The organism is Peptoniphilus sp. BV3C26 (assembly GCF_000478985.1).
In the GTDB taxonomy this organism is placed as follows: domain Bacteria; phylum Bacillota; class Clostridia; order Tissierellales; family Peptoniphilaceae; genus Peptoniphilus_B; species Peptoniphilus_B koenoeneniae.
On the sequence record NZ_AWXB01000005.1, the window covers coordinates 24,736 to 47,702 of the forward strand.

The following is a 22,967-nucleotide window of genomic DNA, read 5'->3' on the forward strand; positions in this document are numbered from 1 at the left end:
ATCTCTCTTTCATCTATTTTTTTTATTATTATTTTCATTATTGTTTTTTCCATTTTCTTTGTGACTGTTTTTTTCTTCAAAAGAATTTTCATCTTCAGATTTATTTTCATCATAATTAGTTAAATTGTCACATTTTAATAGAATTTTTGATTCTTCAGTCAGTCTCGTACCAGGAAGAGGTTTTTGAGATACTATAGAACCGTTGCCTACAATATTATACTCTATGTTAAGAGCTTTTAAAATAGATTCTGCTTGCTGGTCTTTCATTCCTGTCATAAGAGGCATTATTTTTTCTTCGTCAGGATCATTTAACTCAACATCAATAATTGTTCCGTTTTTTACAATACTTCCCGCTTTTGGGTTTTGTGAAATTACAACAGATGAGTCCTTTGTGTTTTTATTTGGAGTATTAAATCTAAGTCCTGCATCGACCAAAATTTTTCCCGCATCAATTACAAGTCTATTTGTTACATCAGGAACTTCAATATCTTCTTTTAAGGCATTTTCATCAACTTTTTCAGTTTTAGGTACTTTTAAATACTCAAGAGATTTAGCCATAACTTCTTGGGCAATGGGAGCAGCTACAGTTGCTCCATAAAAATCTCCCTTCGGTCTATTTATTACTACTAAAACTGTTATTTGAGGATCCATTGCCGGTGCAAGTCCTATAAAAGAGGAGTTATATTCATCTTCATAACCATTAGCAGATGCTATATAGGCTGTCCCTGTTTTTCCCCCTATTTTATATCCTGGAACTTGCGCCTTCTTACCTGTTCCTTCTTCAACAACTTTTGCCATTATGTCTTTAAGAGTTTTTGAAGTTTCTTGAGAAATAACCCTTCTTAAAGTATTGGTTTTAAATTTTTCAATTATATTTCCATCATTATCTACAACTTCTTTTATAATCCTGGGTTCATTTAAAAATCCCCCGTTTCCTATGGCGGAAACAGCATTGATTAATTGGATTGGAGTAACAGCTATACCATGGCCATAGCTCATTGTAGAAATACTTACTTTTGATATATGTTTAGGATCTTTAGGTATTGTACCATTTACTTCTCCTTTAAGATCAATTCCCGTCTTATCTCCAAATCCGAAAGCTCTTATATATTTTAAAAATCTTTCAGGCCCCAATTCTCTTCCTACTTTTACAAGGGTTATGTTGCAAGATTCTTCCATTGCCTCTAAAAAAGTTCTGGGTCCCCTGTTTTTTGAAGTACATGAAATTTTAACTCCCTTCATGTCAGTTAAAACTCCTGGGCAGGTATAAACTCTACTTGGATTTGTAGTCGCTTCTTCAATGGCAGCAGCAGCAGTTATAAGTTTAAATGTTGATCCTGGTTCATATTGAGATTCAACTGAAAAATTTTTCCAGTTTTCTGCCCAAAGATCAACTTTATCACTATCTTTTAGTCCTTTCCATTCCTCTTCTTGTTTTTTATTTATAGGATTTCTCGGCTCATTTGGATCATATTCATCTAAATTTACCATGGCAAGAATTTGTGCAGTTTTTGTATCCTGAACTATAATTGAAACCTTATCTGGTTCATATAAATTATAGGCTTTTTGAGCAGCTTCATCAGCAAAATTTTGAATGTTTACATCTATTGAAGATACTAAATTAAAACCGTTTTTTGGGGCATAGTTTTCTTCTTTTGTCATTGGTATTTGTTGCTGCTGTTCACTTTTTATTTTTATTGATTTTCCCGCGATTCCTGACAATTCATCATCATAATAAGATTCAAGACCATAAATTCCGAAGTTTTCATTATTTAAAAATCCTAAGACATGGGCTGCTGATTTTCCGAAAGGATAAAATCTTTTTATATAGTCTTCATTACTTATTCTGGGATTATTTAATTCTCTTATTTTTAAGGCAACTTTTCTATCAACATCTCTGGCAATTCTCACCATTTTATCTTGACTTATTTGCAAAAGTAAATCTTCCCTATTTAAATTTAAAATATTAGCAAGACTTGTTGCATCTTCTTCTAAGGTTTTTTTCCTGTCAATGTTAAATTTTGCCATTCTGTCTTCATATTGCTGATCAGATTCTCTCTTGCCCTTGTTTTTTCCCCCACGAGGAATTATTAGGCTTGAATCGTAATAAATAGTAGATTTAGAAACATTTAATGCCATAACCTTTTTATTTCTGTCATAAATTAATCCTCTATTGGATTGAATACTTTCTTGTTTTGTAAGTTGTCTTAAAGCTGCTTTTGTAAGTTCTTCAGATTCAAAAGCTTGTATATATAATAGCCTTACGGCAATTAAAATAAATAAAAAAACCAGGACTGTTAATGTAAAAAAAATCCTCTTGTTAGAACTCACAATTGTTTTTTTACTTTTTCCCCGGTTTTATCTTTACGGTTGTTTAATTTCAAAACTGCCTCCCCAGTTAATTTTTAGTAAATGATTTAATAACTGAAACTATGGGACTTAAAAATACGTTGTTGTTAACATCTTTTTGTTTTTTATCTTCCTTGACATCTATGTAAACAATTTGTTTTTCATCCGGATGAACCATTCCAAGTTTATACATTGCTGCATCTTGAATTTCTTGAGAACTTATAATTCCTTTTATTTCTCCTTCAAGAGACAATTTTGTATTTTCAAGATCTTTTATTTCGCTTTCTTGTTTTATCAATGCTCTATCTAAATTTGAAATTTGTGCTTGAAGAGCTGTTACAACTATAGATAATATTATAACAAGTATACAAGTAAGTACAAGTGGCATGTTAGACATTTTAATTTTTCTTTTTCTTATAAGGCTTTTTTGCCTTTTTAACTTACCCTTCATGGCTATCTCCAATTTTTTCCGCACATCTTAATTTTGCTGAGTGCGCTCTGTTATTTTCTTCAAGCTCTTCTTTTGAAGCTACTATAGGTTTTCTTGTAATAATTTCTATTTCCCTTTTTTTATCGCAATTGCAGTAGGGCATTTCCGGTGGACAAATACAATCAAGGTAGTAATATTTAAAAGTTTCTTTAACTATCCTGTCTTCAAGAGAATGAAAAGATATTACACATATTCTCCCACCCACATTAAGTCTCTCTATCATTTTTCCAAGGCTTTTTCTCAACACACCTATCTCATTGTTAGTTTCTATTCTTAAAGCTTGGAAAACTCTTTTTGCAGGATGGGGACCTTTTGCTCTGAATTTCATAGGAATTGCAGCTTTTATAATATCAACCAGCTCGAAAGTAGTTTCAATTTTTTTCTCATTTCTTTTTTCTACAATAAATTCCGCAATTCTTTGAGACCACTTTTCTTCACCATATTGCCTGAAAATTCTGATTAAATCTTCCTTAGAATAGTCATTGACAATATCTTTAGCACTTATTTCCATGGAATCGTCCATTCTCATATCAAGAGGCCCGTCATATTTATAAGAAAAACCTCTGTCTCCCTGGTCAAATTGATATGAGCTTACTCCAAGATCAAGTAAAATTCCGTCAACCTTATCTATATCTAATGAATTTAAAACTTCTTCAAAATTTCCATAATTGTTGTGAAACAATTTATAGTTTTGATTAATTTTAGATAATCTCTTCTCTGACGCTTCTAAAGCTATCTTATCCTGATCAATGCCTATTAATAGACCTGTTCCTTCAAGTCTTCTAAGTATTTCCGATGAATGTCCCGCTCCGCCTAAAGTTCCGTCTACATATATTTTATTTTTTCTTATATTTAATAAATTTATGGTTTCATCAAATAAAACCGGAGTGTGTTCAAATTTCATTTATATACCTAACTGATCTAAAGTTTGGGCTTGTTCTTCGTAACTTAATCCTTCTTGAGAATTAAATTCTTCCCACTTGTCTTGTGCCCATATTTCAGCCCTCGTATCAAGACCTATAATCACAAGTTCTTTTCCCATTTCAGCATGGTCTCTAAGATTTTGAGGGAGCAAAACTCTACCCTGTTTATCAATAGATGAAGTAACGGCTCCGGAGTAAAAGTTCCTAAGAAATGCTCTGGCATTTTTATTTGAAAGTGGTAGTTCTTTAAGTTTGGAGGTTATTCTCTCCCATTCATTTTTAGGATATAAAAAGACACAATTATCTAAGCCTTTAGTAAGTACAAAATCTCCTAAAATTGAATCACGAAATTTAGATGGAATTGTTATTCTTCCTCTTTCATCGAGGGTGAGATTGTATTGGCCTATAAGCATTTTTTTCTCCCTTTTACTCCATTTTAAACCATATTACTCCATTTGCTTATATTTTACACCATCTCATCAGGTAAATCTACTGTAATTTTAGTTATTTTCAATATTTTAAAAAAATTTTTTAATTTTTTATGATTTATTTGAAACATTTTTTGTTTTTTATTTTTTATGCCATATGTGAAGCATTATTTTTTATTTTATTTCATTTGGCTAAGGCCGCCGAACCAATAAAATTGGTCTCTATATTTTTCATAAATATCTGTGCGAGAAATCAAAACCAATTTTTTTAAATATTTTTTATGCTCTATGTGAAGCATTTTATTTTTGTTTAAATAAAAAAATCCCATCGACTTAATCGATGGGTTTATAGGAGTTAGATAAATTATGAAATTCTATCTGTTAGCCATTATTATTTTTATTTCTTCTTCATTTATGCCAACCATTGCTTCTCCAAGATCTTCAGATACTTCAGCAATTATTTTGTCATCCATGTAATTTTCAACTGCCTTTACAATTGCTTTAGCTCTTTTTTCTGGATTATTTGATTTAAAAATTCCTGATCCTACAAATACTCCTTCAGCTCCTAATCTTCTCATAAGAGCTGCGTCTGCTGGTGTTGCCACTCCGCCAGCACTAAAGTTTGCAACTGGAAGTTTTTTATTGTCATGAACATATTTTAAAAGTTCATAACTTACTTGCATTTCTTTTGCTGTTTTATATAATTCGTCTTCTTTTAAACTTGCTACAAAAGACATTTGACCTATGATTTTTCTTAAATGATTTACAGCTTGAGAAACATCTCCTGTTCCTGCTTCACCTTTTGTTCTGATCATAGAAGCCCCTTCTTCAATTCTTCTCAAAGCTTCTCCTAAATCTCTTGCGCCACATACAAAAGGTGTTTTAAAGTTTTTCTTATCAATGTGGTTATCGTTGTCTGCCGGAGTTAAGACTTCAGATTCATCTATGTAGTCTATTCCTATAGCTTCAAGGATTGATGCTTCAACAAAATGTCCTATTCTGCATTTTGCCATTACAGGAATTTTTACTGTTTTTTTAATTTCTTTAATCATCTTAGGATCACTCATTCTTGATACTCCTCCCACAGCTCTAATGTCGGCAGGAATTCTTTCGAGAGCCATAACTGCAACTGCTCCAGCTTCTTCTGCAATTTTTGCTTGTTCAGGGCTTGTTACATCCATAATTACTCCACCCTTTAAGGAGTTTGTAAGTTCAATAAATTTTTTATTCATATTTTACCTCTCATTTATTATTTTAATGACATTATAAGCGTTTTTTGATATCATCAAAAGTATCAAAACTATTTATTTTCGAGGTACCAGATGATAACTTTAAATTTTAATAAAGATGAACCTTTATTTTTACAACTTTACAATCACATAAGAAATGAAATTATTTTTGGAAATTTAAAAAGCGGTACTCCCTTGCCTTCTAAGAGAAATTTGTCAAATCATCTTGGAGTTTCCGTTAATACAGTTACTTCCGCTTATGAAACTTTAATGGATGAGGGCTACATTTATTCAAAGGAAAGAGTAGGCTTTTTTGTTGCCGATATTGATAACCTTATTAATATAAAAAAAGAAGAAAAAAATTTAATCTCCAAAAAATTTTTAAATTATAAGTATGATTTTGATTTAAATAAAAATTCAACTTTTAATTTTCCAAACACTAATTTTAAAAAATTAATTAATGAATCCCTATCTTTAGAAAATCTCTTAAATACAAGAGATCCCAAAGGTCTTTATGAACTTAGAAATTCCATTGCAAATTATTTGTTGTCTGCAAGAGGCATTAAAACTAATCCTCAGAGTATAATTGTAAGTTCCGGTATAGAATATTTATTTCAGGCTCTTTTTTATATTTTGCCTAAAAATTCAAAATTTACTTTAGAAAATCCCGGTTATAAAAATCTTTTAAAATTATTTGATCTTAATGGCTTTAAATATGATTTTACCGATGTAGACGATTATGGAATAAATCCATCAAAAATTCCAAAAAAATTCAAATATTTTTTTGGTTACCCCATCTCACCAATTTCCTGTCGGCTCAATACTTCCCATTGACAGAAGAATAAAGCTTTTAAATTTTTCAAATAAAGTTTCCGGTTTCATTATTGAAGATGACTATGACAGTGAGTTTAAATATTACGGAAGACCTATCCCCGCTTTAAAAAGTTTGGATAAAATTGATAGGGTTATTTATATTTCCAATTTTTCAAAATCAATTTCACCTACTCTTCGTGTAAGCTATATGATTTTGCCAAAGGACCTTTTAAAAAAATATGAAGATTTAAAACCTTTTTTAAATTGCCCTGTTCCGAACCTTATTCAAATTTCTCTTTCTAAATTTATAGACGGAGGCTTTTTTGAAAGACATTTAAATAAAATGAGAAAATTATACGATGAAAGGCGAAAGTTTGCCCTTTCTCTTTTAAAAACCAAAAAAATTTAAAGTCTTTGATAAAAAAGCCGGCCTTCATTTTATTTTAGAGGTTGATACTTCTATTAGTGAAGAGGAGCTTATAAAATATTTAAGAGATAATTCTATTTTTATTCAGGGAATTTCAAATTTTTTAAGCAGACCTATAAAATACAAAAAGCCGAGATTAATACTCGGCTTCGGTAACATGTCAAAAACTTCTCTTGAAGAAGGAATTAATAAAATTATTGAACTTATTAATTCTATTTCTTAAGAATTTAAAACTTGTTGAATTTTTGTATTTATTAAATCAATGGCAACTTTGTTGTAGCCTCCTTCTGGGATAATTATATCCGCATATCTTTTTGAAGGCTCTACAAATTGCAAATGGGCAGGTCTTACACTGGACATATACTGTAAAATTACAGAATCTAAAGTCCTGCCTCTTTCTTTTAAGTCCCTTAAAATTCTTCTTATAATCCTAACATCACTATCTGTATCCACAAATACTTTTATATCAAGAAGTTCTCTTATTTTTTCTTCTGTTAAAATTAAAATTCCTTCAAGGATTATTACATCTGATGGGCTTACATTTTCCCTTTCTTTTTTTCTGTTGTGAACTTCAAAATCATAAATTGGTTTTTCAATTGTTTTGCCATCTATTAAATCCTTAAGTTGAGAAATTAAAAGATCATTGTCAAAAGCAAAGGGGTGATCGTAGTTTGTCTTTATTCTTTCTTCGAAGGGTTTATCTGATTGATCTTTATAATAGGAGTCTTGTTCAATAACTGTAACTGAATCTTTGTCAATTAATTTTATAAGTTCTTTTGTTACAGTTGATTTTCCGCTTCCGCTTCCTCCAGCTATTCCAATTACTACAGGTTTTTTCATTCCTCATTCTTCCTTCTTATCATATAATTATAAGCGACCGGCTCTTTTATTTTAAATTTAAAAATCATTTGAACCTTATTTGCAAGGTCAATTGGCTTATTATTCTTATCGAACATACCCTCAATTTTTTGAGTAAAATGTTTTTTGCCAGGTCCAAAAATTTCAACAGTATCTCCATCAAAAACTCTGTTTCTCATTTCCACTGTTGCCATTTTACTTTCTTCATCATAATCCAATACAATTCCTATGAAATCGTAGCCTCTAATATAGGAATTGTCAGTATAAACTTGTGAATCGCTTTTAACTTTTCCATAAAAAAATCCCTTTGTCCAATCTCTGTGAGAAACTTTTTTAAGTTCTTCCATAAGATAGGGATCATATTTATAATTTTTAGGATCTTTATAATATTCATCAATAGCCATCCTATAAGACCTTATAGTTGTGGCAAGGTAATATTCACTTTTTACTCTTCCCTCAATTTTCAAAGATCTGATTCCGGCTTCAATTAAATCATCTATATGGTCTATCATGCAAAGATCTTTAGAATTCATAATAAAAGACCCTTCTTCATGTTCTTCTATGGGAAAATATTCCCCCGGTCTTTTTTCTTCTACAAGATAATATTTATATCTGCAAGGTTGAGCACAATCTCCCATGTTTGCATCTCTTCCTGTCATATAATTTGATAAAAGGCATCTGCCTGAATAAGACATACACATTGCTCCATGGGCAAAAGTTTCTATTTCTATATCGTGAGTTTCCCTTATTATTTCCTTTATTTCTTCAAGGGATAGTTCTCTTGCAAGGACAACTCTTTTGGCTCCCATTTGTTGCCAAAATTGAACTGTAGATGAATTTGTTACTGAACCTTGTGTTGAAATGTGTATATCTAATTTATCCGCAGCATTTTTAATTCTCATAAACATACCCGGATCTGACACAATTACAGCATCAACTCCTATATCTTGTAAGGCTTTTGCATATTCTTCAATTCCTGAAATATCTTTGTTGTGGGGTACTATATTAAGAGTTACATGGACATTTTTATTTCTTTCATGAGCATATTTAACCCCTTCTTCTATTTGATCTAAGGAAAAATTTTTTGAAGCCTTTCTAAGTCCAAAACTTTCTCCGCCTAAATAAACTGCATCGGCGCCATAATCTATTGCAGTTTTCAGTTTATTTAAATCTCCCGCAGGAGCAAGTAATTCTATTTTATTCACTAATCCTCCTAACCAACAATACTCCATCTCCAATAGGAACTATTGTAGATGAGTAGCTTCCATCATCTTTTATTCTATTTAAAAATTTTCTTAATCTTTTTACAATTGTTATTTTTCTTCTCTTTACAAGATTTTGATTTGCAATCATTCCCCTAAATAAGACATTGTCACAAATAATTGTTCCGCCTCTATTTAAATGTTTTACAGCTTCATCAAAATATTTTTCATATTGACCCTTTGCAGCATCAATAAAAATTAAGTCATAAGAATCTTTTGTTTCCAGCAAAAATTCCAGAGCATCTTTATTTATAACTTTTATATTATTTTCCAAATTGGCATTTTTAATGTTTTCTTCTGCGAGCTTTATCATATCCTCAGAAATTTCAACACTTTTAATAAAAGCTCCACTTGTTTTTGCAAAGACTATGGCAGAATATCCTATAGCAGTGCCAAGCTCCAAGATTTTTTCAGGTTTAAGGATATTAAGCAAAAATTTATAGAAATCTTCACATTCTTTTTCAATTATAGGAACATGATTTTTTTCTGCATAAACTCTCATTGCAATTAAAAGTTCATCTTTTTCTTTAATCAGACTTCTTATATAGTCTTCTGTAAATTCGTAAGTTACATTGCTCATTATATTTCCATTATTATTGGTAAAATCATTGGGTTTCTCTTAGTTTGATGGTATAGATAACTTCTTAAATCTTCTCTTATACTTGTCTTTAAAGTTGACCAATCACTTATTGATTTTTTAGTGCATCTATCTAAGGTTCTCTTAACGACATCTCTTGCATCGTCCATTAAATCTCCAGATTCTCTAACATATACAAATCCTCTTGAAATAATGTCTGGTCCTGAAACAACTTTTCCCTCTTGTTTTGATATTGTAACAACGACTGCAATAAGTCCATCTTCTGAAAGATGCTTTCTATCTCTTAAAACAATATTTCCTACATCGCCTATGCCTAAGCCGTCTACAAGTATATTTCCCGATGGAACATCACCTATAATACTTGCCGATTTATTATTAAATTCCAAGCAATTTCCATTTTCCATTATAAATATATTAGAGGCATTTATTCCCATTTTTTCTGCAATTGTAGCGTGTTTTAAAAGGTGTCTTACTTCTCCATGAGCCGGAATAAAATATTTAGGCTTTATTAATGATAACATCATCTTTAATTCTTCTTGACAAGCATGACCCGAAACGTGAATTTCACTTAGAGCTTCATATACAACCTGTGCTCCACTTTCAAGTAATTTATTTATTACCTTGGCAACACTGTTTTCATTTCCTGGAATAGGTGTTGCTGAAAGTATTATCATATCATTAGGTGTAAGCTGAATTTTTTTATGCTCTCCAAAAGCAATCCTTGTAAGAGCACTCATAGGCTCTCCTTGAGAACCTGTTGTGATAAGAACAAGTTCTTCATCATTGTATTTTTTCATAGAATTAATATCTATGATGGTATCTTTTTTTACACGGACATAGCCCAGTCTTCTTGCAGTTTCCATCATTGTTTCCATACTGCGACCTGAAAGGACAACTTTTCTTCCAAAATGCTCTGCCGCATTAATTATTTGTTGGACTCTATGAACATTGCTTGCAAATGTTGCAACAATTATTCTGTGAGGTGTTGCCCCTTGAAAAATTCTGTTAAAGGTTTCTCCTACATTGCTTTCTGAAAGAGAATAGCCCTTTCTCAAAACATTTGTAGATTCTCCTACCATTGCAAGAACCCCACGCTTTCCTATTTCTCCAAGTCTTTGTAAATCTATAGGTTCTCCAGAAATCGGTGTAAAATCTACTTTAAAATCTCCTGTAAAAAATACCGTTCCTATTGGTGATTTTATCGCCAATGCACAGGCATCTGGAATAGAGTGATTTACTCTTATAAATTCAATCTCAAACTTACCAAGCTTAATTGTATCTCCTTGGTGAACTACATTTAAATCTACATTAGGAAGTCTGTGTTCTTTTAACTTGTTTTCTAAAAGTCCCATAGTAAGTGGTGTTCCGTAAATTGGAAAATTCACTTGTTTAAGGGCATAAGGAATGGCACCTATATGGTCTTCATGACCGTGAGTCAGTACAAGTCCCTTTATTTTTTCCTTGTTGTTAATAAGATAAGTTATATCAGGAATAACTACATCAATACCAAGCATTTCATCTTCAGGAAAAGTCATACCGCAGTCTACAATAATTATATTGTCTCTGTACTCAAGAACGGTCATGTTCTTTCCTATTTCGTGAAGACCTCCAAGGGGAATAAGTTTAAGTTTGTTATTGTTTTTCATTTTTTCACCTTGGCTAATTTTTTATAACAATCTTTACAGTAGCCGGTAAATTTTAATTGATGATCGATGATTTTAAATTCTTCATTTTTTTCAACTTCTTTTTCTATATCGTCAAGTAAGTCTATTTTTACTTCCTGAACCTTTCCACATCCCAAGCAAATTAAATGGTGGTGATTGTGGCCGTTGTTATTTAATTTTATTTCATATCTCGTTATATTATCTCCAAAGGAAATTTGGCTTATAAGACCCAACTCGTTAAATAAAAGAACTGTCCTATATACAGTTGCAATACCGATTTCAGGGTCAATTTTAGATACAATTTTAAAAACTTCCTCAGTAGTTAAGTGTTTATTCATATTGTCTACAAATACCTTGTAAATTTTTACTCTTTGATTTGTAAACTTATATCCGTTATCTTTTAAAACTTTTTTTACATATTCATTATCAAGTTTCATATATCCTCCTCTTTTTCTATTAATTCTTCATAGGCTTCTTTAGCCTCATTTAATTCATCGTCATCAATTCCTTTTAAATACTCATTTCCCTCTTTATCTTTTGCAATTTTTAAAATATAAAGATTTTCCTCATCTTCAATAGGACTCATAGCTACATAAGCCTTATTATCTATTTCAAATTTTGCTCTGATTATAAATTCAAATTTTTGTCCTTTTTCATCAAAAAAAACCTGTTTATCCATTGTTTCTCCTTTGAGTGTCCAAGTAAGTTTGTAATATATAAGTTGCGGCAATCCTATCTATATATTTTTTTCTATTTTCTCTTCTTACTGACCCTTCTATTAAAACTTTTTCAGCAGAAAGTGTTGTCATTCTCTCGTCCACATAAATTAATTCTATTTTGTACTTATTTTTTAATTTTTCCGCAAATTTCATTACTTTTTCGCTTTGAGGCCCAAGGGTATTGTTCATGTTTTTAGGAAGGCCTGCCACTACTTTTTTTACATCATATTTGTCTATTAATTCTTTAATTTCCCCGTATGTTTGGTCTTTTGAAATTCTTTTTATTGTAGTTAGACTTTGGGCTATCATACCGAAAGGATCAGACAGGGCAACTCCTATATAGACATCTCCTACATCAAGTCCTAATATTCTTCCCATAATAATTTCCTGAATTTTAATAGATGTGAGAAATTCTCACATCTTTTTTCTTAAATAGGATTTTAATAATTCGGACAATAATTCGTCACGTTCAATTTCCTGTATAATCGACCTTGCATTGTTAAAGCCTGTAATATAAGTAGGGTCTCCTGATAAAATATAACCTATTATTTGATCAATAGGATTATAACCCTTTTCTTCCAAGGCACTGTAAACAGTTTTTAAAATATTTTGTATTCTTTCCGTTTCAAGATCTTGCTTTTTGAAAACTTGTGTTTCATGTATATCGCTCATAAAATCCCTCCTTATTAATTATAACACATTGTTATCATTTTTTATTAAAAATTATCATTTGCATTAAAAAAATCGGGATAAACCCGATTCTTTTATTTTATCATTTCTTTTGCTTTATCAAGCGCTTGATCAACTTTCGTAATATCTTTTCCTCCGGCAGTTGCCATGTCAGGTCTTCCTCCTCCGGATCCTCCTGTAACCTTAGCAACTTCTCTTACAATATTTCCTGCATTATATTTATTTGTAAGGGACTTACTTACACTTGCAATAAAGTTTAATTTTCCTTCATTTACAGTTGAAAATACAAGAACACATTGACCAAGTTTATCTTTTACCTCGTCAGCTATATTTCTCAAAGTATTTACATCAATTCCTTCAAATTTATAAACTATAGCCTTTGCCCCTTCAATTTCATAAGAAGCCTTTAAAATTTCAGAAACATTATTTTTTGCACTTTGTAATTTATAGTCTTCAAGTTCTTTTTTAAGAGCCTTTAAGTCGTTGGAGTTTGTTTTTATTTTTGAAATTATGTCCGACTTATTAGTTTTTAAAAGACTACAAATTTCTTCTTCAGTTTTCAAATTTTCATTTAAATATTCATAAACTTTAGGTCCTGTTATACATTCAATACGTCTTACTCCTGAAGATACTCCGCCTTCTGATAAAATCTTAAACATGGAAATATCAGCAGTGTTTCTTACATGGGTTCCTCCGCAAAGTTCCATTGAAAAATCTCCCATTTTTACAACTCTTACTATATCTCCGTATTTTTCTTCAAAAAGACCTACTGCTCCAAGCTTGTATGCTTCTTCAGGACTTGTAACTATAGTTTCAACTTCAAGGCCTTGGAAAATCTTTTGATTTACAATTTCTTCAACTTTCTTAAGATCTTGTGCTGATATAGCTTCAAAGTGAGTGAAGTCAAATCTCATATAAGAATCTGTAACAAGAGAACCTGCTTGATGAACATGGTCTCCTAAAACCTCTCTAAGAGCCCTATGAACTAAATGTGTTACCGAATGGTTACGTCTTATGTTTCTACGTCTTTGTGAGTCTACCAGAGCTTCTACAGGACCTTTTTTTACTATACCACTTTCAACTTCACCTATTTGAATGTGGATTCCTTTTGAAGTTTTTTTAGTATCTAAAACTTTAAAGATAAAATCTTTACCCTTAATTAAACCTGTATCTCCGATTTGTCCTCCACTTTCCCCGTAAAATGGTGTTTTATCAAGTAAAATTACAGCTTTGCCTTGGCTTAATTCTTCTACTTCTTCATTGTCTTTTATGATTTTTATAATTTGGCTTTGAGTTTTTTCGCTTTCGTAACCTACAAATTGACTTTCTATATTTTCATATAGGTGTTCATCTTCTTTGTTTGTCCAGCCAATATTATCCATATCCCTTGCTTGTCTTGCTCTTTGACGTTGCATTTCCATTAATTCTTCAAAGCCTTCTTCATCAACCTTAAGGCCTCTTTCAGCTAAGATTTCTTTAGTTAAATCAATAGGAAATCCATAAGTGTCATATAATTTAAAGGCATCTTGGCCTGATAGAGTTTTTTCCTTACCTATGTTTTTAACGTAAGTATCAAGAATGTTCATGCCTTGATCAAGAGTTTCAAGAAATTTTTCTTCTTCATTTCTTATTACCTCTTTTATAGATTCTCTATTTTCTTTAAGTTCTTCATACTCTACGCTCCAAGAATCTATAATTTGATCGCACAGGTCAGCCAAGAAAGATTTCTTTATACCTAAAATAATTCCATGTCTTGCAGCACGTCTTATAAGTCTTCTTAATACATAGCCTCTACCTTCATTAGAGGGCCTTATGGTATCGGAAATCATAAATGTCATAGCTCTTATATGGTCTGTTATAACTCTAACGGAAATGTCCTTGTTCTTATCACTTCCATATTTATATCCTGAAATTTTTTCAATTTCTTTTATGATATCTTGAATTGCATCAATTTCAAAAATGTTATTTGTTCCTTGGAGAACTGTTGCTATTCTTTCAAGTCCCATTCCGGTATCAATGTTAGGATGTTTAAGAGGATTATAATTTCCCTTTTCATCCTTATCAAATTGTGTAAATACCAGGTTCCAAACTTCAATATATCTGTCGCAATCACAGCCCGGTTTGCAATCAGCTTTACCACAACCGTATTTTTCTCCCCTGTCTACATAAATTTCACTACAGGGGCCTGAAGGTCCAACTTCAAGTTCCCAGAAATTATCATCTTTTCCAAGTCTTACAATTCTATCTTCAGGAAGACCTATTTCATTTTTCCAAATATTAAAGGCCTCATCATCATTTAAATATACAGTTGCCCAAAGTTGTTCCGGTTTTATATCCAAATGTTCAGTTAAAAATTCCCAAGCCCAATTAATAGCTTCATGTTTAAAATAATCTCCAAAAGAAAAATTCCCAAGCATTTCAAAAAATGTAGCATGTCTGTCAGTATGGCCTACATTTTCAATATCACCAGTTCTAATACATTTTTGACATGTTGTAACTCTTCTTCTTGGCGGTGTAAGTTCTCCTGTAAAATATTTTTTCATAGGTGCCATGCCTGCACCGATTAAAAGAAGGGATTTATCGTTTTTCGGTATAAGCGAAAAACTCTTTAAAATTAAATGTCCCTTTGATTCAAAAAATTTTAAATATTCCCTTCTTATTTCATGAAGTCCTAAATTTTTCATTAACAAATTCCCCTTTATTCTAAAAAGTCCTCCCAATTACAGGAGGACAGTAATTAACTATTAACATTTTAAATTTAAATAATGGCTTTGTCAATTTATGCCGGTTTTTCTTTCATAATATTTAAGTTTTATAAAATCAATTAAAATAATTATTACGGAAATAAGTGGAACTCCTAAAATCATTCCCATTACGCCGAACATTCCTCCTCCAATAATTATAGCTATTAATATTAGAAGTGGATTTAAACCAATTTTATCACCCAACAATTTGGGGGCAATTATATTATTTTCTGCCCATTGTATCAGCACAAATATAATTCCCACAATAAGTGCCTTCATTGGAGAATCCATAAAGGCAAATAAAACTGCCGGCAAAAATCCTAAGAAAGGTCCTATATATGGAATAATATCAGCTATGCAAGTTACAAAGCCTATAATTATTGCAAAGTCCACTCTTACTATTAAAAGTGCAATCATAGTTATAAGACCTACAAAAATCGCCATTAAAAGCCTTCCCTTAACAAATTCAAGAAGGGCATCATTTATTCTTACGGCTACATACATTACATCTCTTTTATATTTTTCAGGTATATTTCTGACTATAAAAGATTTAACCTTTTCCTTGTCAACTGTAAAATAAAATGTAAATATCATAACAAGGAAAATTCTTACAAGAGCAGAAAGCATACCGCTTATACCGCTGGCAATGTTGCCTATGCTGCTGAAAAGTTTGTCTTGATAATTCTTTATAATATCTAAAAATCTCTTTCCAAATTGTTCAACAATGTTAACATCACTTTTGTTTGCAAAGTTTGCAAATTTTCCTTCCATCATCTTTTGCAAGTTGTTTGTTATTTCATCTGCCTTGTCGGAAAGAGTTTCAATTATTTTAGGAGTTGATGAAATTAATTTTCCAATTTCGCTTACAGTTTTAGGAATTACAATTGCAAGTAAAATTGCCATAACAAGAGCAAAAATTACATACACTATTATTACTCCGTATGCTCTTTTTATTCCCTTCTTTTCAAGCTTATTTACTATGGGATTTATAATAAAGGCCATTATAGCCGCTATAAATATTGCTCCTGCCGTATTTTTTAAAATTGGATATTTGTTAAAAATTAAAACAACAAGTCCTACTATAATAAAGGCTAAAACAATTTTTAAAATTAGGAGAATATCTATCCTTATTCTCTTGTTTCTTTCAATGTATTTATTACCGATGTTAATTAAATAATAAATGCACAAAAAAACTAAAACTCCCAAAAGAATTGTAAGTGAATTGCTTAAAAATTTAGGCGTAATAAATTTTTGAACAGTTTCAATTTTATTCATTCTTTACCTCATTTTTTAGTAGGTTTATTAAAACATCTATTTCTTCTTTGGTGTTTTCTTCGTTTAAAGAAATCCTAATAGAAGAAGCTGCATCTTCATCGCTAAGGCCTATTGCTTTTAAAACATGAGATGGACTTAAGGACCCTGCTGTACAAGCAGATCCTGCCGATGCACATATACCTGCTAAATCAAGTTTCATTAAAGTTATATTTTGATGAATTCCCTCTAATATAAAGTTTACATTGCCAACCAATCTTTTTTCAAGACTTCCGTTAATTTTTATTTTTAAATCTTCCAAATTTTTTATTAAATAGTCTCTTAAACTTTTTACATAGGCTCTATTGTCATTTTGACTTTTTATTTGGCAGGCCTTGCTAAGACCTATAATTCCTTGCACATTTTCTGTACCAGGTCTTTTTCCTCTTTCTTGTGAGCCTCCAAAGATTAAATTATCTATTTTTATGCCATCCCTTAAATACATTATCCCAATACCCTTAGGACCTCTGATTTTATGAGCTGACATTGAAGCTGCGTCTAATTTTTTAAAATCAATATCAGTATTAAAAAATCCTTGAACCGCATCACTGTGAAATAAAACATTGTGAGCTTTTGCAATTTTTGAAATTTCTTCAATAGGTTCTATTGTTCCGATTTCATTGTTTGCAGTCATAATGCTTATTAAACCTGTATCTTCACTAATAAGACTTTCCAGTTCCTCAAGATCTATGATGCCGTCTTTGTCAACTTTTACATAATCAACTTTTGCACCATTTTCTCTTAAATATTCTGTCGTGTGCAAAACAGCATGATGTTCAATAGTACTGGTTATTAAATGATTTTTTTTAGAGGCCTTTAATAAACCTCTAATGGCCCAATTATCAGATTCAGTTCCACCGGAAGTAAAATAGATTTCTTTAGGTTTTACTCCCATAATATTTGCTATTGTTTGTCTTGCATGTTCAATGGCACCTTTAGCTTCTTGCCCTAGAGAATATACGCTTGAAGGGTTGCCACTTATTGTTTTATAGGCTTCATACATCTCTTCCAAGACTTGAGGATGTATTTTTGTAGTTGCCGCATTATCAAAATAAATCATACTTACATCATATCCTTTAAAGTCATTGAATCCAATACATTTTGAATTTTTATTTGGACCTCATTTAAAATATCTTTTGTAGGACATTCCACTTGCTTTGGACATTTAGTATCTTTTGTGCAGCAGCTTAATTCCATATCTCCTTCAAGAGCATTTATAATTTGACCGATTTTTATTTGATCTGGAGCTTTTGAAAGAATATATCCTCCATTTGCCCCTCTCTTTGATTCAATTAATTTTGCTTTTTTTAATAAAATAAAAAGTTGTTCAAGGTATGCCTCGGATAAATTTTCAGAATTTGCTATATCTCTTATGGAAACAGGTCCCTTGCCATAATTTTCCATAAGTCTGTACATTGCCATAAGACCATACCTTCCCTTGGTGGACAATTTCAAAAAATCACCTCATTCAGATTTAAAACTTCCTTGAGTTTTTCCTTCTTCAATAATATTCATTAAGGTGTACCATGGAAGAACTGCGCACTTTACCCTTGCAGGAAGATTTTGAATACTTTCAAAAGCAATTGCATCTCCTAATTCTTCCAGCTCGTCTTCATCTTTTATTTGTCCCTTTACCATGGCTATAAATTTTTTACACATTTCAAGGGCTTTTTCAACTTTTATTTTTTTTATTTCATCAATCATTATTGAGGTTGAAGCTTGGCTTATGGCACAACCTTGTCCTATATAAGAAGCATCTTCAATTGTTTTATCTTTTATTCTAAGCATAAGGGTTATCTCATCACCACAACTGGGGTTGTGTCCAAGTTCTTTATGAGTATAATTTTCAAGTTCCCTTCTGTTTCTTTGATTTCTCGATTGTTCCAATATAAGTTGTGTATAAATTTCATTAAGATTCAATTCCCATCACCTCTTTTACATAAGATAAGCTTTCTATAAATTTGTCAACTTCTTCTATTGTATTATAAAAAGCAAAACTTGCCCTGCAGGAAAAATTTATTCCAAGAGACCTGTGAAGAGGTTGGGCGCAGTGATGTCCACTTCTTATAGCTATTCCTCTTGTATCAATTATAGATGCCACATCATGAGGATGAGCATTTTTAAAGTTAAAACTTATAACAGGACTTCTCCTTTTATTATTAGTTGTGTAGACATCAATATAGGGGATTTTTATCATTTTTTCATAGGCATAATCTGTAAGAATTGTTTCCTGTTCCAAAATTTTATCAAAACCTATATTTTCCATATATTCAATAGCACCTTGTAAAGATACTGCTCCTCCTACATTTTGCGTGCCGGCTTCAAATCTTTGGGGACTTTTTAAATAACTTGCATAATCTTCATAGACATACTCAATCATATCTCCCCCATATTGGAAGGGTTTTAACTTATTTAGAAGTTCTTCTTTTCCGTATAAAACTCCTATTCCCATGGGAGAACACAATTTATGACCTGAAAAAACTAAAAAATCACAATCAGTTTTTTGAACATCTATTTTTCTGTGTGGAATATATTGGGCACAATCTAAAATTATTTTAGTATTAGGATAATTTTTTCTAATATAGGAAATCATTCCTTCAATATCAGGCATTGTGCCAACCACATTAGATGCTGCAGTTATAGAAAATATTTTAGTATTTTCATTAATTTTATTTTTAAATTCTTCACTGCTTATTTGCATATTTTCATCAACTTTTAAATATACAAGTTTTGCCCCTGTTTTTTTTGCAACTTCTTGCCAGGTTACTTCATTTGAATGGTGTTCAAGGATTGAAATAAGAATTTCATCTCCTTCATGAAGTTCTTCATTTCCATAAGAATAAGTTAGAAGATTTAAGCCTTCCGTTGCATTTCTCACAAAGACAATTTCATTTGAAGATCTTGCATTTAAAAATTTTCCTATATAGGCTCTTGCTTCTTCATAAACTTCCGTTGCCTTCATTGCCAAATAGTGAGCTCCCCTATGAGGATTTCCATTTTCGTAAAAATAATATTTTTCTAATCTTTCAATCACTTGTCTTGGCTTTTGAGTTGTGGCTGCATTGTCAAAATATACAATTGAGCCTCCATTTATAGAGAGGTAGGGAAAATCTTTTCTAATTTCTAAAATTTCATTTTTTTCCATATTCCACCTACTTAATTACCTTATAAACTCTGTCCCAAATCTTTTCTTTTAATTTTTCTTCTTCTATTTGGTCAATAGAACCTGAAAATTTTGATTCTATTATAAGGGATTCAGCATCTATTTTAGATATTCCCCTGGACATTATATAAAATAATATTTCAGAATCAATTTTTCCTGCTGAGGCAGCGTGATTACCTATAACATTATCCTCATGGCATAAGAGCAAGGGAACTGATATATTTGTTACATCATCACTTAATAAAATTGCATATTCTTCTTCATTTCCCACAGATGCAGAGGATCCTTCTTTAAAATCAAGATTTGACTTAAATACTTTCAAAGAATTATCTTTTAAAGCTCCATTTACTAAAATCTCAGCCTTAGTTTCTTTTCCCCTGTGGTAAACATTGTATAAAAGATCTAAATTGTGATCTTTGTATCCAAAGTAAATTGAATTTACATTTAAGGAACTTCTATCTCCAATTAGCTCTCCTGTTAGATTTGTGTATAAATTTTTACTTCCCAGTTCATATTGACAAACATTTACAAGAGAATCTTCTTTTGTATAAACTAAAATTGATTCACTGGCTATGGTTTTGTCGTCATCCCCTTGGATTAAAAACAAATCCACTTTTGAATTTTCTTTTGCAAGGATTCTTATTATAGAATTTCTAAATTTTTCTTTTTGTCCTTTTGAACTGTAATCTAAAACTAATCTAAGTTCAGAATTTTTTTCAGCAACTACATCAATAGTATCTAAAAGCTCTGTATGAGTGTCATCAGTCTCTAAATTTAAAATTCCAAAATCTTTTTGTTCCTTGTCTTTTGTTTTAAATATCTTATATAAATTTCCTATTTCCTTATTTATTTCAATAGCTTGTTCAGATGTTGCATATTTAATGTTTTCAAATTCTTTTATTTCTTCTTTCCTGTCTGAAGGCAAAGTGAAATCTTGTTTGAAAACATCAGGAATTTTTATTTCAGTTTCATTTACTTTTAAATAGTTGAAAGTTTTAAAAGTAAGTTCATTTCCATAAAGTGTTTTCATAGGGCCTCCTTATCCAATAGCGCCTTCAAGTTCAAGGTTAATAAGATTGTTCATTTCAACTGCATATTCCATAGGGAGTTCTTTTGCTACAGGTTCTGCAAATCCTCTTACAACCATGGATTTAGCCTCCAATTCGCTAATTCCTCTACTCATTAAATAGAAAATTACTTCATCAGAAATTCTTCCAATCTTAGCTTCATGACCGAAATCTACATTCTTAGTTTTTATATCTATTACAGGAATAGTATCTGAACGTGACTTGCTATCAAGCATCAATGACTCACAGGAAACACTGCTCTTAGAATCTTTTGCCTTTTCACTTATCTTTACAAGTCCCCTATAAACTGCAATTCCTCCGCCCTTTGATATGGACTTTGAATTTACTGTAGATGTTGTGTGGGGAGCAAGGTGAATTGCCTGAGCCCCTGTATCTATATTTTGTCCTGGTCCTGCAAATGAAATGCCAGTATATTCACTGCTAGCCCTTTCTCCTTTTAGAACAGAGCAAGGATATAGCATACTTACCTTTGAACCAAAAGAACCACTTATCCATTGAATAAGCCCATTTTCTTCTACTATTGCCCTTTTAGTATTTAGGTTGTACATATTTCTTGACCAATTTTCAATAGTTGAGTATCTTAAAGTTGCATTTTTCTTAACAAAAAGTTCCACAGCCCCTGCATGAAGATTCAATACATTATATTTAGGTGCTGAACAGCCTTCAATAAAGTGACAATAGGAATCTTCTTCAATAATTATTAAAGTATGCTCAAATTGACCTGCTCCTGGTGCATTCAACCTAAAATAAGATTGAAGAGGTATATCAACTTTTACCCCCTTAGGCACATATACAAAGCTTCCTCCACTCCATACAGCATAGTGAAGAGCTGCATATTTGTGAAGAGTTGGTCTTATGCAAGTTCCAAAATACTCTTTAATAATTTTGGGATATTTTTTTACGGCACTTTCAAAGTCCGTATAAATAACCCCTTGTTCCAAAAGATGCTTTTGAATACTGTGATATACAACTTCACTGTCATATTGAGCTCCAACCCCTGATAAAAGAGATTCTTTTTCAGCTTCAGGTATTCCCAATTTGTCAAAAGTATTTCTTATATCTTCAGGAACCTCTTTCCAGTCATCACTCATATCCGCCTTAGGTCTTATATAAGTTGTAACCTTATCCATATCAACTTCACTTATATCCGGTCCCCAAGAAGGATTTGACTTTTGGTTAAATATTTTTAAAGCCTCAAGTCTTTTTTCAAGCATCCAATCCGGTTCATTTTTTTCTTTAGAAATTTGTCTTACAATTTCTTCTGAAATTCCTTTTTCAGTTTTTGATCTATATTCAAATTTATTCTTGATGTCATAGATACCCCTATCCATTTCATCAATTTCAGTTTTCTTTTTATTTACCAAGTTCTACCTCTTCTCTTATCCAGTTAAATCCATCTCTTTCAATTTTTTCAACAAGACTTGCATCTCCTGTCTTAACAATTCGTCCATCAATTATAACATGGACAAAATCAGGTACTACATTTCTAACAAGTTCTTGGTGGTGAGTTATAATCAAAACTCCATTGTCCTTATTATGAAATCTCTCTATTCCCTTTGATACTATCCTTGTAGCATCAACATCAAGTCCTGAATCAGTTTCATCAAGAATAGCAAGTTTAGGGTTTATCATTAAAAGTTGAAGAATTTCATTTTTCTTCTTTTCTCCTCCTGAAAATCCTAAATTTAAATATCTCTCAGCATAAGAATGATCCATTTTAAGTTCATCCATTTCAGCATATAATTTTTTTCTGAACTTAACAAAAGAAATATTTTCCTCACTTCTTTCTTGTATAGCAGTTCTTATAAAGTTTTCAACACTTATACCTGAAACTGCCATTGGAGATTGAAAACTCATAAATAGGCCTTCTTTAGCCCTCTTATCTGTAGTAAGATCCATTATGCTCTTACCGTCCATTTTTATGTCGCCATCTTTAACAATGTATTTTGGATTTGCCATTATAAGATTAGCAAGGGTAGTTTTACCGCTTCCATTAGGTCCCATAATTACATGGACTTCTCCATAATTTATACTTAAATTTATATTTTTTAGAATTAATTTATCTTCAGTGCCTGCACTTAGATTTTCTATTTTTAAAAGTTCTTCTTTCATTTTTCCTCCTATATATCCTACAAATTTACTATGAATTATATTATAACAGATTTTGAAAAAAAAGTCATTCAAAAAAATAAAAAAAAAGAGCTTTTAAAA

At 31.2% G+C, this 22,967-nt stretch carries 24 protein-coding genes; 2 read left to right on the forward strand and 22 right to left on the reverse strand.

All coding sequences use genetic code 11. The features are described 5' to 3' along the window. Positions 1-9: 9 nt before the first annotated feature. The 5 genes from HMPREF1253_RS00390 to pdxS form a co-directional block, all read right to left on the reverse strand. Positions 10-2,331, reverse strand: coding sequence for a penicillin-binding transpeptidase domain-containing protein (locus HMPREF1253_RS00390; RefSeq protein ID WP_023054783.1), 2,322 nt, complete (start codon positions 2,329-2,331; stop codon positions 10-12). A gap of 67 nt (positions 2,332-2,398) precedes the next feature. Next, positions 2,399-2,800, reverse strand: a complete 402-nt coding sequence (locus tag HMPREF1253_RS00395; protein ID WP_023054846.1) for a septum formation initiator family protein — start codon at positions 2,798-2,800, stop codon at positions 2,399-2,401. Continuing rightward, positions 2,790-3,743, reverse strand: coding sequence for a 16S rRNA (cytosine(1402)-N(4))-methyltransferase RsmH (gene rsmH, locus HMPREF1253_RS00400; RefSeq protein WP_023054790.1), 954 nt, complete (start codon positions 3,741-3,743; stop codon positions 2,790-2,792). The genes HMPREF1253_RS00395 and rsmH overlap by 11 nt, the downstream gene beginning before the upstream one ends. Further along, positions 3,744-4,175, reverse strand: a complete 432-nt coding sequence (gene mraZ, locus HMPREF1253_RS00405) for a division/cell wall cluster transcriptional repressor MraZ (RefSeq protein ID WP_023054820.1) — start codon at positions 4,173-4,175, stop codon at positions 3,744-3,746. Between the two features lie 389 nt (positions 4,176-4,564). Beyond that, positions 4,565-5,422, reverse strand: a complete 858-nt coding sequence (gene pdxS / locus HMPREF1253_RS00410) for a pyridoxal 5'-phosphate synthase lyase subunit PdxS (protein ID WP_023054796.1) — start codon at positions 5,420-5,422, stop codon at positions 4,565-4,567. 90 nt (positions 5,423-5,512) lie between these two features. Here pdxS and HMPREF1253_RS00415 point away from each other — a divergent pair, with 90 nt between their 5' ends. Both HMPREF1253_RS00415 and HMPREF1253_RS10005 read left to right on the forward strand, forming a co-directional pair. After that, positions 5,513-6,253, forward strand: coding sequence for an aminotransferase class I/II-fold pyridoxal phosphate-dependent enzyme (locus HMPREF1253_RS00415; RefSeq protein ID WP_023054828.1), 741 nt, complete (start codon positions 5,513-5,515; stop codon positions 6,251-6,253). Next, positions 6,204-6,641: a PLP-dependent aminotransferase family protein gene (locus HMPREF1253_RS10005; RefSeq protein WP_023054858.1), complete on the forward strand. Its 438-nt coding sequence runs from the start codon at positions 6,204-6,206 to the stop codon at positions 6,639-6,641. Before HMPREF1253_RS00415 ends, HMPREF1253_RS10005 begins: the two co-directional genes overlap by 50 nt. Positions 6,642-6,878: 237 nt before the next feature. On the opposite strand, the gene udk is transcribed toward HMPREF1253_RS10005, so the two are convergent. The 17 genes from udk to sufC form a co-directional block, all read right to left on the reverse strand. Further along, positions 6,879-7,499, reverse strand: coding sequence for a uridine kinase (gene udk, locus HMPREF1253_RS00425; RefSeq protein WP_023054782.1), 621 nt, complete (start codon positions 7,497-7,499; stop codon positions 6,879-6,881). Beyond that, positions 7,496-8,722 (reverse strand): U32 family peptidase, encoded by a 1,227-nt coding sequence (locus tag HMPREF1253_RS00430; RefSeq protein WP_023054850.1) that lies wholly within the window; start codon positions 8,720-8,722, stop codon positions 7,496-7,498. The genes udk and HMPREF1253_RS00430 overlap by 4 nt, the downstream gene beginning before the upstream one ends. Continuing rightward, entirely contained in the window at positions 8,715-9,359 is a 645-nt protein-coding gene (locus HMPREF1253_RS00435) for an O-methyltransferase (RefSeq protein WP_023054807.1), read from the reverse strand. Before HMPREF1253_RS00435 ends, HMPREF1253_RS00430 begins: the two co-directional genes overlap by 8 nt. Further along, complete coding sequence (locus HMPREF1253_RS00440; RefSeq protein ID WP_023054787.1) at positions 9,359-11,023, reverse strand: ribonuclease J; 1,665 nt, start codon at positions 11,021-11,023, stop codon at positions 9,359-9,361. Before HMPREF1253_RS00440 ends, HMPREF1253_RS00435 begins: the two co-directional genes overlap by 1 nt. Beyond that, complete coding sequence (locus tag HMPREF1253_RS00445; protein WP_023054843.1) at positions 11,020-11,478, reverse strand: Fur family transcriptional regulator; 459 nt, start codon at positions 11,476-11,478, stop codon at positions 11,020-11,022. The genes HMPREF1253_RS00440 and HMPREF1253_RS00445 overlap by 4 nt, the downstream gene beginning before the upstream one ends. Continuing rightward, on the reverse strand, positions 11,475-11,720 hold the full coding sequence (locus tag HMPREF1253_RS00450; RefSeq protein ID WP_023054769.1) for a DUF1292 domain-containing protein: 246 nt from the start codon (positions 11,718-11,720) through the stop codon (positions 11,475-11,477). Before HMPREF1253_RS00450 ends, HMPREF1253_RS00445 begins: the two co-directional genes overlap by 4 nt. Continuing rightward, on the reverse strand, positions 11,713-12,138 hold the full coding sequence (gene ruvX / locus HMPREF1253_RS00455; RefSeq protein WP_023054813.1) for a Holliday junction resolvase RuvX: 426 nt from the start codon (positions 12,136-12,138) through the stop codon (positions 11,713-11,715). The genes HMPREF1253_RS00450 and ruvX overlap by 8 nt, the downstream gene beginning before the upstream one ends. Positions 12,139-12,174: 36 nt before the next feature. Further along, a complete protein-coding gene (locus HMPREF1253_RS00460) occupies positions 12,175-12,432 on the reverse strand; it encodes an IreB family regulatory phosphoprotein (RefSeq protein WP_023054786.1) in 258 nt (85 codons plus the stop codon). 92 nt (positions 12,433-12,524) lie between these two features. Beyond that, positions 12,525-15,134, reverse strand: coding sequence for an alanine--tRNA ligase (gene alaS / locus HMPREF1253_RS00465; RefSeq protein WP_023054856.1), 2,610 nt, complete (start codon positions 15,132-15,134; stop codon positions 12,525-12,527). A gap of 90 nt (positions 15,135-15,224) precedes the next feature. Next, positions 15,225-16,469, reverse strand: a complete 1,245-nt coding sequence (locus HMPREF1253_RS00470; protein WP_023054865.1) for an AI-2E family transporter — start codon at positions 16,467-16,469, stop codon at positions 15,225-15,227. Next, positions 16,462-17,565 (reverse strand): cysteine desulfurase family protein, encoded by a 1,104-nt coding sequence (locus HMPREF1253_RS00475; RefSeq protein ID WP_023054778.1) that lies wholly within the window; start codon positions 17,563-17,565, stop codon positions 16,462-16,464. Before HMPREF1253_RS00475 ends, HMPREF1253_RS00470 begins: the two co-directional genes overlap by 8 nt. Positions 17,566-17,567: 2 nt before the next feature. Next, positions 17,568-17,927, reverse strand: coding sequence for an Rrf2 family transcriptional regulator (locus HMPREF1253_RS00480; protein ID WP_238318860.1), 360 nt, complete (start codon positions 17,925-17,927; stop codon positions 17,568-17,570). A gap of 42 nt (positions 17,928-17,969) precedes the next feature. Then, positions 17,970-18,425: a Fe-S cluster assembly sulfur transfer protein SufU gene (sufU, locus tag HMPREF1253_RS00485; protein ID WP_023054873.1), complete on the reverse strand. Its 456-nt coding sequence runs from the start codon at positions 18,423-18,425 to the stop codon at positions 17,970-17,972. Next, positions 18,415-19,650, reverse strand: coding sequence for an aminotransferase class V-fold PLP-dependent enzyme (locus HMPREF1253_RS00490; RefSeq protein WP_023054838.1), 1,236 nt, complete (start codon positions 19,648-19,650; stop codon positions 18,415-18,417). Before HMPREF1253_RS00490 ends, sufU begins: the two co-directional genes overlap by 11 nt. Positions 19,651-19,657: 7 nt before the next feature. Continuing rightward, positions 19,658-20,698, reverse strand: coding sequence for a SufD family Fe-S cluster assembly protein (locus HMPREF1253_RS00495; RefSeq protein WP_023054847.1), 1,041 nt, complete (start codon positions 20,696-20,698; stop codon positions 19,658-19,660). Positions 20,699-20,707: 9 nt separating this feature from the next. After that, on the reverse strand, positions 20,708-22,120 hold the full coding sequence (sufB, locus tag HMPREF1253_RS00500) for a Fe-S cluster assembly protein SufB (RefSeq protein WP_023054822.1): 1,413 nt from the start codon (positions 22,118-22,120) through the stop codon (positions 20,708-20,710). After that, complete coding sequence (gene sufC / locus HMPREF1253_RS00505) at positions 22,110-22,868, reverse strand: Fe-S cluster assembly ATPase SufC (RefSeq protein WP_023054804.1); 759 nt, start codon at positions 22,866-22,868, stop codon at positions 22,110-22,112. Before sufC ends, sufB begins: the two co-directional genes overlap by 11 nt. Positions 22,869-22,967: the final 99 nt, after the last annotated feature.

Excerpts from the sequence above, each read along its gene's own strand:
- HMPREF1253_RS00395 (WP_023054846.1), bottom strand. The coding sequence starts at position 2,800 with ATGAAGGGTAAGTTAAAAAGGCAAAAAAGCCTTATAAGAAAAAGAAAA.
- rsmH (WP_023054790.1), bottom strand. The coding sequence starts at position 3,743 with ATGAAATTTGAACACACTCCGGTTTTATTTGATGAAACCATAAATTTA.
- mraZ (WP_023054820.1), bottom strand. The coding sequence starts at position 4,175 with ATGCTTATAGGCCAATACAATCTCACCCTCGATGAAAGAGGAAGAATA.
- pdxS (WP_023054796.1), bottom strand. The coding sequence starts at position 5,422 with ATGAATAAAAAATTTATTGAACTTACAAACTCCTTAAAGGGTGGAGTA.
- HMPREF1253_RS00415 (WP_023054828.1), top strand. The coding sequence starts at position 5,513 with ATGATAACTTTAAATTTTAATAAAGATGAACCTTTATTTTTACAACTT.
- udk (WP_023054782.1), bottom strand. The coding sequence starts at position 7,499 with ATGAAAAAACCTGTAGTAATTGGAATAGCTGGAGGAAGCGGAAGCGGA.
- HMPREF1253_RS00435 (WP_023054807.1), bottom strand. The coding sequence starts at position 9,359 with ATGAGCAATGTAACTTACGAATTTACAGAAGACTATATAAGAAGTCTG.
- HMPREF1253_RS00440 (WP_023054787.1), bottom strand. The coding sequence starts at position 11,023 with ATGAAAAACAATAACAAACTTAAACTTATTCCCCTTGGAGGTCTTCAC.
- HMPREF1253_RS00445 (WP_023054843.1), bottom strand. The coding sequence starts at position 11,478 with ATGAAACTTGATAATGAATATGTAAAAAAAGTTTTAAAAGATAACGGA.
- HMPREF1253_RS00450 (WP_023054769.1), bottom strand. The coding sequence starts at position 11,720 with ATGGATAAACAGGTTTTTTTTGATGAAAAAGGACAAAAATTTGAATTT.
- ruvX (WP_023054813.1), bottom strand. The coding sequence starts at position 12,138 with ATGGGAAGAATATTAGGACTTGATGTAGGAGATGTCTATATAGGAGTT.
- HMPREF1253_RS00460 (WP_023054786.1), bottom strand. The coding sequence starts at position 12,432 with ATGAGCGATATACATGAAACACAAGTTTTCAAAAAGCAAGATCTTGAA.
- alaS (WP_023054856.1), bottom strand. The coding sequence starts at position 15,134 with ATGAAAAATTTAGGACTTCATGAAATAAGAAGGGAATATTTAAAATTT.
- HMPREF1253_RS00470 (WP_023054865.1), bottom strand. The coding sequence starts at position 16,469 with ATGAATAAAATTGAAACTGTTCAAAAATTTATTACGCCTAAATTTTTA.
- HMPREF1253_RS00475 (WP_023054778.1), bottom strand. The coding sequence starts at position 17,565 with ATGATTTATTTTGATAATGCGGCAACTACAAAAATACATCCTCAAGTC.
- HMPREF1253_RS00480 (WP_238318860.1), bottom strand. The coding sequence starts at position 17,927 with ATGGCAATGTACAGACTTATGGAAAATTATGGCAAGGGACCTGTTTCC.
- HMPREF1253_RS00490 (WP_023054838.1), bottom strand. The coding sequence starts at position 19,650 with ATGGAAAAAAATGAAATTTTAGAAATTAGAAAAGATTTTCCCTACCTC.
- HMPREF1253_RS00495 (WP_023054847.1), bottom strand. The coding sequence starts at position 20,698 with ATGAAAACACTTTATGGAAATGAACTTACTTTTAAAACTTTCAACTAT.
- sufC (WP_023054804.1), bottom strand. The coding sequence starts at position 22,868 with ATGAAAGAAGAACTTTTAAAAATAGAAAATCTAAGTGCAGGCACTGAA.